Origin of the sequence: Sporomusa acidovorans (assembly GCF_900101845.1) — a bacterium.
GTDB lineage: Bacteria > Bacillota > Negativicutes > Sporomusales > Sporomusaceae > Sporomusa > Sporomusa acidovorans.
This window is the reverse complement of sequence record NZ_FNAM01000059.1, coordinates 20615-28656: the sequence shown is the minus strand read 5'-3', so window position 1 is coordinate 28656 and position 8042 is coordinate 20615. Positions and strand designations below refer to the sequence as shown.

Sequence of the window (8042 nt, the reverse complement as noted above, 5' to 3'; positions counted from 1 at the left end):
GCTTTATTCTGAATATCCGAGTAAGTCAGGGTATCCGTAGACAGCTTATTCTTATCCGGTGTAGCCTCACTGGTAATTACCGCACCTTTCAGGTCGGTGTTTTTGCCGACTTTGATAGCAAAGCCGTCTTGGCCAGCAAAGATACCCGCCTGTTCTGTGACGCTGTCGTAATTTGATTTTGTTTTGCCTGCACTAATCGAACCGTTTGTACCGCTAATTTTTCCGGTGCCGAAACCAATACCGGCACTTTGATTCTTCGCTGTATAGGTGTCGCTGTCCTGCCGGCTTTCAATGTTGAGGTTATCGCCGGCGTCGACTTCTACTTTTTTACCTTTGACTTGGGAACCGCTGATGTTGGTATCGTTGCCTGATTTTAGTTTTACGGTGCCGCTGGCGTTGAGTTGGCTTTCGGTGTTGGTAGTGGCTGACTGGTTTTCTTTGCCTTTGCCGGAGTTAGCGCTGCCGGTCAATCCTCCGAAGGATCCCGTACTCAAACCGAAGGAAGCGCCGATTGCGGCCGAGGATGAACTTGTTTTGGTGTCGGAATCCATTTTGTTTTGGGCTGACTCGATGTTGATGTCTTTTTTCGCATCGACTATTATATCTTTAGCGTTGATGTTTGTCGCTTTAAGGTTGACATTACCCTCTGTCGCTGTGATGTTAACGTTGCCACCGGCGGTTATGTTTGATGCATTAACGGTTTCGGTATGGGTGTTTTGTTCTGTTGTCAGCTTGGTGGAACCAAGACTGACGTTAAGGGATAGGCCGTCTTTGGAATTACCTTTGAGTTCTTTTCCGAGGGTTTTTAGGTCTCTTACTGCTTTGTAGCCGTACCGTGACTTTTCGTATGGGTTACGAGCAGCGATTCGTGGGTTTCGGTGTCGGTTTGTGTGAGTCATGGAACCGTCCCCTGACTCATTCTGGAACCGTCCCCTGACTCATTCTCAATGAACTGGCAAATACTTGTCCATTCTGGCAATGGATTACATCCACATATTCGGGAATGTCACTAGCTATGTCTATACGTATTTCTTGTAAAGCTGCCAGTTCTGCTTTGCTTTCAATGACCAGTACAAATCCTCCATCACTGCTATCAACATCTCTACTCTCGCCGTACTCATTATCCAAAATGGTTACGGCCTCGCGAATTACTGTCATCACTTCGGCGGGCAAGTCGTTGATTGATGCCAGTTGGTGTGCATGCGCTATTTTCAGCATCCTTTTTCTCCTTTCAAAATTTCTGCACAAATGCAAAAAGGCCAACAGACTTTTACATCTGTTGGCCCCATTGATGCTATTCAATTTCATCCCCGCAAAGCGTCAGTAGGGACAGTTGCGTCATTGGTGCTACCGACGGCACTGACGCTACGCTAGGAACATTTTGGGTGACTGACTGCAGAATTTTAGTTCTGCGGTCAGTTTTTGTGTTACCCTTTCGAAAAACCTTATGCATCTTATAGATTTCTACATCTCACTCAACAAATACCACATTTTTGTAGTGAACTTGTCAGAGTTTTGCAGTAAGTCAACTATAAGTTTTCAATATTTATAGCATAGTTTGGATCAAAGCTAATGCTTATAGGTACCGCCCCCCCAATCTTCACAATCTTCATTGTACTTTTACTGCACTCAAGCCGTTCAACATCTACTATGTTACATTCGAATATGGTTTTATCATTGTGAGAAGCATGGCATAAACTTACCTTACACGTATTTTCATAAACAGAAAATAACATCACTATCTTTACGTTACACTTGTCAACGTTACTGTACATAAATACCCCTGCTTCTTCACCGCACACCAGTATTGGCTCATTTTCAAATAGCTCTAGCAATTCATACTCATCATATTTAATGTACATTTTCCTCTCCTATCTCGGTATTACCGTTACAACATCTCCGTTTGAATTTACGATTACCCTTACGTTTGCATTTTCATGCACAAACGTTCCAGGGGTATTTCCAGGAGCTGGCTTTGTATTTCTGATTGCATCTTCTACTACAGTTGGAGTAATTCCTCTTGGATCTACATACTTGTTAATGAATTCATTATATTCCTTACTTCCTGGAACTAATCCTTTTTCTCCTGCAATCTTATCAGCTTTTGTTCGTAACTCAGCCCGTATCTCTGGAGTATTAGGAGCCATTCTCTCAAGTGCATGTTCAGAATATTTTCTACCTGTAATAGTAGCTCCACCTTCAGGAATATTTCGGAACGACCATTCAACGCCAGCTTTACTCGGCCCCTTACTTAACAAATTACCTAATCCTGAACCAAGTACATCTCCTGTTCTAACTGCCGTTGAAAGAGCAGGTCCAATCAAATTCCATGTCGCATTATCAGCAGCAATAGCTGCTAATTCCGGCGTTAAGCCATTATTTATCGCTAAATTATATTGGGAATCCCTATAATTCGTAATTTTTTCAATCAAACCTTGACTAATAAACTGTGCACTATATTTTAATTTATCTGCCAAATTGGTTGCATTATCTACTTTACTAAGTGTTTCTTGACGTTCTTTAGAAAGGCCCTCATAGCGAGAATCTGGATTAGCCTTTTCAATAACAAGAGTTACTCCTATACCATCGGAAATTCCCCACTCTGCATATAATTGATCCCGTTTTTTATTTATGGCTTCTCTTTCTTCATCTGTCGTCGCTTTTTCATATTCAGCATACAATTGGTTAATTGTTTCATCTCGTTCTTGACTTAGCTTGCCCCATTTTTCCAGAACGGCTTTTCTTTCTTCTTCATTTTTGCAATTTTTGAGTTCTTTTTCCATTAAGGCATATTCATCATGAGATAAAGAGTTATTCTTCGTCTCACTAGTAGCAATACTAGCCCCGGTCTGAGCATTACCGCCAACAACTTTTGCTGCAGCAGCTCCCAAAACTGCACTAGCCCATTGCATTAAGGCTGGATCGCCTATTTTTTTCAGTTCGTTCACGACCAACTGGTTAAAGCCTCCGGCGGCGGCTCCCTCTGCAAAGCTGCCTCCACCCAGTTTAGACATGATTCCACTGACAACGCCGTCTAGAAGAACTTTTTCAGGACTACCTTCTTTAAGCCCTAAATCACCAATTGCTTTAAAAGCAACTTCTCCAAAGACTTTAGCTAGTTCCTGCTGCTCCTGAACTGTTTTCTTATCGAATATCTTACCAAGTGCATTTACGGCTCCTTCAGGTGTGCGACTAAGATTAGAAAGATCCTGGTTAGGATTACTGCGAATATCAATCGTTCCCAGGGAAATCGCTGATTTTGTTGTACTGGAGGCTTCGCCGCTGGCTGTTGTCCCAATATTGGGTATCAATCCCAAGTCTTTCTTCGCTACCGGGTCGCCGTTCGCGTCTTTACCGGCGGCATAACCAATGCCCGAACTGCTCGCGCTATACTCCGCCTTATTCTCAATATCCGAATAGGTCAGCGTATCGGTACTCAGCTTATTCTTATCCGGCCCAGCCTCGCTGCTAATGACCGCACCCTTCAGGTCAGTGTTTTTGCCGACTTTGATGTCGAAGCCGTCTTTACCGGCAAAGATACCTGCCTGTTCTGTGACGCTGTCGTAATTTGATTTTGTTTTGCCTGCACTAATCGAACCGTTTGTACCGCTAATTTTTCCGGTGCCAAAACCAATACCGGCACTTTGATTCTTCGCTGTATAGGTGTCGCTGTCCTGCCGGCTTTCGATGTTGAGGTTATGGCCGGCGTCGACTTCTACTTTTTTACCTTTAACTTGGGAACCGATAATGTTGGTATCGTTCCCGGATTTTAATGTCGCAGTACCGCTGGCGTTGAGTTGGCTTTCGGTGTTGGTAGTGGCTGACTGGTTTTCTTTGCCTTTGCCAGAGTTAGCGCTGCCAGTCAATCCTCCGAAGGATCCGGTACTCAAACCGAAGGAAGCGCTGATTGCGGCCGAGGATGAGCTTGTTTTGGTGTCGGAATCCATTTTGTTTTGGGCTGACTCGATGTTGATGTCTTTTTTCGCATCGACTGTTATATCTTTAGCGTTGATGTTTGTCGCTTTAAGGTTGACATTACCCTCTGTTGCTGTGATGTTAACGTTGCCGCCTGCGGTTATGTTTGATGCATTAACGTTTTCGGTATGGGTGTTTTGTTCTGTTGTCAGCTTGGTGGAACCAAGACTGACGTTAAGGGACAGGCCGTCTTGGGGATTACCTTTGAGTTCTTTTCCGAGGGTTTTTAGGTCTCTTACTGCTTTGTAGCCGTAGAGGGCTTGCAAGCGTTCATCTTTGACTTGGCCTGACCTCTTTATGTCACCGGCAAGATCGAGTCCGGCACTGACTGCCGCACCGCCTAACGACACGGTAAGTCCGCTTTGCTTGAATTCGTACTTATACTGGCTGTCATAGGTATTGACGGTATTATCAATAAGTACCGCTACTCTTACCGGTTTCCAAATTAATCCCACTGTTTTGATTCTTCGCGGTATAATTATCGGTATCCTGCTTGCTGGCGATGTTGAGGTTGCCGCCTACTTCCGCTACTACTTTTTCGCCTTTTACTTGCGAGGCAATGATGTTGGTGTCTTCGCCTGATTTGAGTTTGGTTGTGCCGCTGGCGTTGATTACGCTGCTGACATTGGTAGTTGCATTTCCGTTCTCTTTACCACTGCCCTTGCCGGCATTGCCAAAGAAACCGGTGCCAATGGTTCCACCCACAGACCAGGAAGAGGAACTTGTCTTGCTGTCGGTCTGTTGTTTGTTTTGGGCGCCTGCCAGGTTAATGTTTTTCACGGCTTCAATGGTTATGTCTTTGGCGTTGATTTTGGTGCCTGTAAGGTTGACATCGCCTGCGGTGGCTTTGATGTTTACCTTGTCACCGGCGTTAATGTTGGAGATATTGGCGGTTTCGGTATGGGTTGTCTGTTCGAAGGTTGTTTTGCTGCTGCCGATGCTGACGCTGACGGCTGCCCCGCCGCTGAGTTTGCCATTATTTTTGGTTAACTCTTTGCCGGCTTTTTGCATGTCTTTAACTGCTTTATATTCATACAGGGCTTTTAGTCTGTTATCCTGGACATCTCCTGATCGTTTTATATCGGCTGCGGCATCGCTAGCGGCTGAAATGAGGGTACTGCCTAACGACACACTCAACCCGCTTTGCTCGAAAAGACTAAGGGACGGTGGTTCCGTCTTTTAAGACACTTCCTCCGTCCCCTAGTCTTTTTTTGTAGTCAGTCGAATTAGGCATGGATTGATACTCTGCAAGACTTGGCGGAGATGACTAGCGAGCCGTCGTTGTTTTTCATCCAGTTGGTCCAGCTTTTTGCCGTCAGTTTAATTCTTCGTCTGCGGTTTCCGCAACGATGTCTTCCAGCCAGACGGCAGTGTCTTCGTCCGAAATGTCGGCGAAAACGTCAAGCAACGGCAAATTGCTTCTTTTCACAATTTCCAGAACAGAATTATTCTAATCTATGTCTATTCTGTTTTCTATTTTATACAAATTCCCAACTTTTGATTCTATTAGCCCTAACACTTTCAAAACATTTTTCTCAAATTCACGTTTAGCAGTTTCATCTGCAAATCCTTGATAGCCAAACTGAATTTCATCATCAACAAAGAGACTATCATATACTGTTTGAATATGATCTAAAATATCCCCTATTTCATTTTCATTTTTCAATTCAGCTGGTAAGTCATTGCAAATCAAATCGCCCTTTTCATCATATATCCATATTGGATAGCATTGATAGTCCATCATCATTCTTATATTTTTCATTCTCTTTCTCCTTCGTTTACGGCAGAGACTGAGGATTCGCCCCTACAACAAATCCATTGTTTCCGACAGTAATTGCCACTCGCTGTTTTTCACCTTTGAAAACAACCTCGTAGATTGGTCTTCCAGTCCCTTTTCCCTGATACCCTACAATTTCGCCTTTTTCCAAAGCTGTCATTACCAGATCTTTTATTTCGCCTCGTGCAATTCCTTTTGCAGCAAAATCATCGGCGTGATTCATGATGTGTTCTAATCCAGCTTGTTTGTTTCCATTTTCCAACCATACAAGTTTTCCATCTGCTGTTTTTGTAATTGCAACAACATCATTGGGATTGTACTTCACACCACTTTTCGCCAGTTCATCCGATAGATTTACAGCTTTACTCGGCCCCTCAAGAATAGTTTCAATATTTTTAGTTGTACTTTTATTTAGTCCTATTCCCGCATCTCTACCTGCCATTGCCTGCAAGAGAAGATCATCATTTTCATCAATTACTTTTTTATGTTCTTCACGAATTTGCTCTTTTACCGATGTTAATGGTGCCGATGTATACCAACTTGAACCATCTGGAGCTTTGACATAATGTCCTCCATCATTACCTAATTCAACTGGATAACCTTTCTTCGCATAATAATCTCCTACTGTGCCTAGCCCATATACCGGGCAATCTCCATCAGCGGTTGATACAAACCACCTATTAGTTTTGGGATCTGGAAATGGTTCTGCTCCATTTTTTTGATACTCGTAATCACCTCGGGACAACGGCGTTTCTAAGGCGTACGAATTACCTTCTTCGTCATTTACACTTCTGGCTATTCCATCAGTATCCCAGTTAATAGAGCTTACCTTCCCTAATGACAACAGCGTATCACCTTTAACAGGCCCGCTTGCTTCACGCAAATCTTCTTTATTTTGATTGGCCCGCCAAGCAATGGCCCCTTCATTGGTTTTTATATGCTCATAAAGATTATCCCACACATCTGCATCTGTGGCATTAGGGTTATAACTTTTTATCGTTGCAAAGGCTTCATCCCAATCGTAACCAAACTGATCTTTTAAAAATCCTTTAAAATCTTCATTGAATTCTCGGCTGTATCCAGGCAAGAGAATACTACTATTCGCAATGCGATCGGCAGAAGTTCTCTCCTCCATTGCTAAATCTTTATATCGTGCCACTATTTCTTGTATTGCTTCTGCACTCGCGCCATTTGCCAATGCGGTCATCAATTCTTGCTTAAATTGCGTAATTTCGTAATCATTTAATTTATTATTCTTCGTCCCACTTGCCGCAGTGCTAGCTCCAACTTGTGCATCACCGCCAACAGCTTTTGCTGCAGCCGCCCCTATAAGAGCACTTGCCCATTGATGCATATCTGGATTATCTTTAAAGCGTTTTGACAATTCTCCTTGTATGGCTTCGTTTATCCCTGAGCCTACTGCGCCAGACGCAAAACTATTACCTCCAAGGTCTGACATAATTCCACCCACAAATGCGTGAAGTGCAATTTTGTTTACTCCACCTTCACTCCAAGCATCAACCTTAGCTTTTAATGAAGCAATTTGCTCCGGTGTTGAGTTTGGATCTGCCATAGCTTTATTTAATTCCTGTTTAGCTGCCCTTCTAGCATTAGAAGATATAATATGAACTTGCTCATATGCCAATTCACCAAATAATTTAGCTAGTTCTTGTTTTTCTTGAACACTTTTCTTATCAAATATCTTTCCTAATGCATTTACTGCACTTGATGGGTCCCGACTAAGTTTAGATAGATCCTGATTCGGATTACTACGAGTATCAATTGTCCCAGACGAAATAGCAGATTTAGTTGTACTATCTGCATCTCCTTTTACAGTTACTCCTATATTTGGAGTCAAGCCTTGATCTTTTTTCTCTACGCCTTTACCTGCATTATAACTTACTCCCGAACTGCTTGCCTTATACTCCGCCTTGTTCTTAATATCCGAGTAAGTCAGTGTATCGGTGCTCAGCTTATTTTTATCCGGCGTAGCCTGACTGCTAATGACCGCACCCTTCAGGTCAGTATTCTTGCCTACATTAATATCAAAACCGTCTTTTCCGGCATAAATTCCTGCCTGCTCGACTACACTGTTGTAGATAGAGTTGGTTTTGCCTGTATTTACAGCACCATGAGTACCGCTACTCTTACCGGTTTCCAAATTAATCCCGCTGTTTTGATTCTTCGCGGTATAGTTATCGGTATCCTGCTTGCTGGCGATGTTGAGGTTGCCGCCTACTTCCGCTACTACTTTTTCGCCTTTTACTTGCGAGGCAATGATGTTGGTGTC

7 protein-coding genes are annotated in these 8042 nt (G+C 43.2%); all 7 read right to left on the bottom strand.

The window, feature by feature from the left end:
- On the bottom strand, positions 1-899 hold an 899-nt coding region (locus tag BLR65_RS25355; protein WP_176772805.1), incomplete at its 3' end, for a hemagglutinin repeat-containing protein.
- Positions 900-915: 16 nt separating this feature from the next.
- Positions 916-1218 (bottom strand): hypothetical protein, encoded by a 303-nt coding sequence (locus BLR65_RS25350; RefSeq protein WP_093797083.1) that lies wholly within the window; start codon positions 1216-1218, stop codon positions 916-918.
- Between the two features lie 311 nt (positions 1219-1529).
- Positions 1530-1862 carry a hypothetical protein gene (locus BLR65_RS25345; RefSeq protein ID WP_093797081.1) on the bottom strand — a complete coding sequence of 111 codons (333 nt, stop codon included), beginning with the start codon at positions 1860-1862 and terminating at the stop codon, positions 1530-1532.
- Between the two features lie 9 nt (positions 1863-1871).
- Positions 1872-4430 carry a hemagglutinin repeat-containing protein gene (locus tag BLR65_RS30625; RefSeq protein WP_245693041.1) on the bottom strand — a complete coding sequence of 853 codons (2559 nt, stop codon included), beginning with the start codon at positions 4428-4430 and terminating at the stop codon, positions 1872-1874.
- Positions 4387-5106: a hemagglutinin repeat-containing protein gene (locus BLR65_RS31110; RefSeq protein ID WP_245693040.1), complete on the bottom strand. Its 720-nt coding sequence runs from the start codon at positions 5104-5106 to the stop codon at positions 4387-4389. The genes BLR65_RS30625 and BLR65_RS31110 overlap by 44 nt, the downstream gene beginning before the upstream one ends.
- Before the next feature lie 319 nt (positions 5107-5425).
- Positions 5426-5737, bottom strand: coding sequence for a hypothetical protein (locus BLR65_RS25335; RefSeq protein ID WP_093797079.1), 312 nt, complete (start codon positions 5735-5737; stop codon positions 5426-5428).
- A 16-nt stretch (positions 5738-5753) separates the two neighbouring features.
- A partial coding sequence (locus tag BLR65_RS30620; protein ID WP_218130671.1) for a hemagglutinin repeat-containing protein occupies positions 5754-8042 on the bottom strand: 2289 nt, incomplete at its 5' end.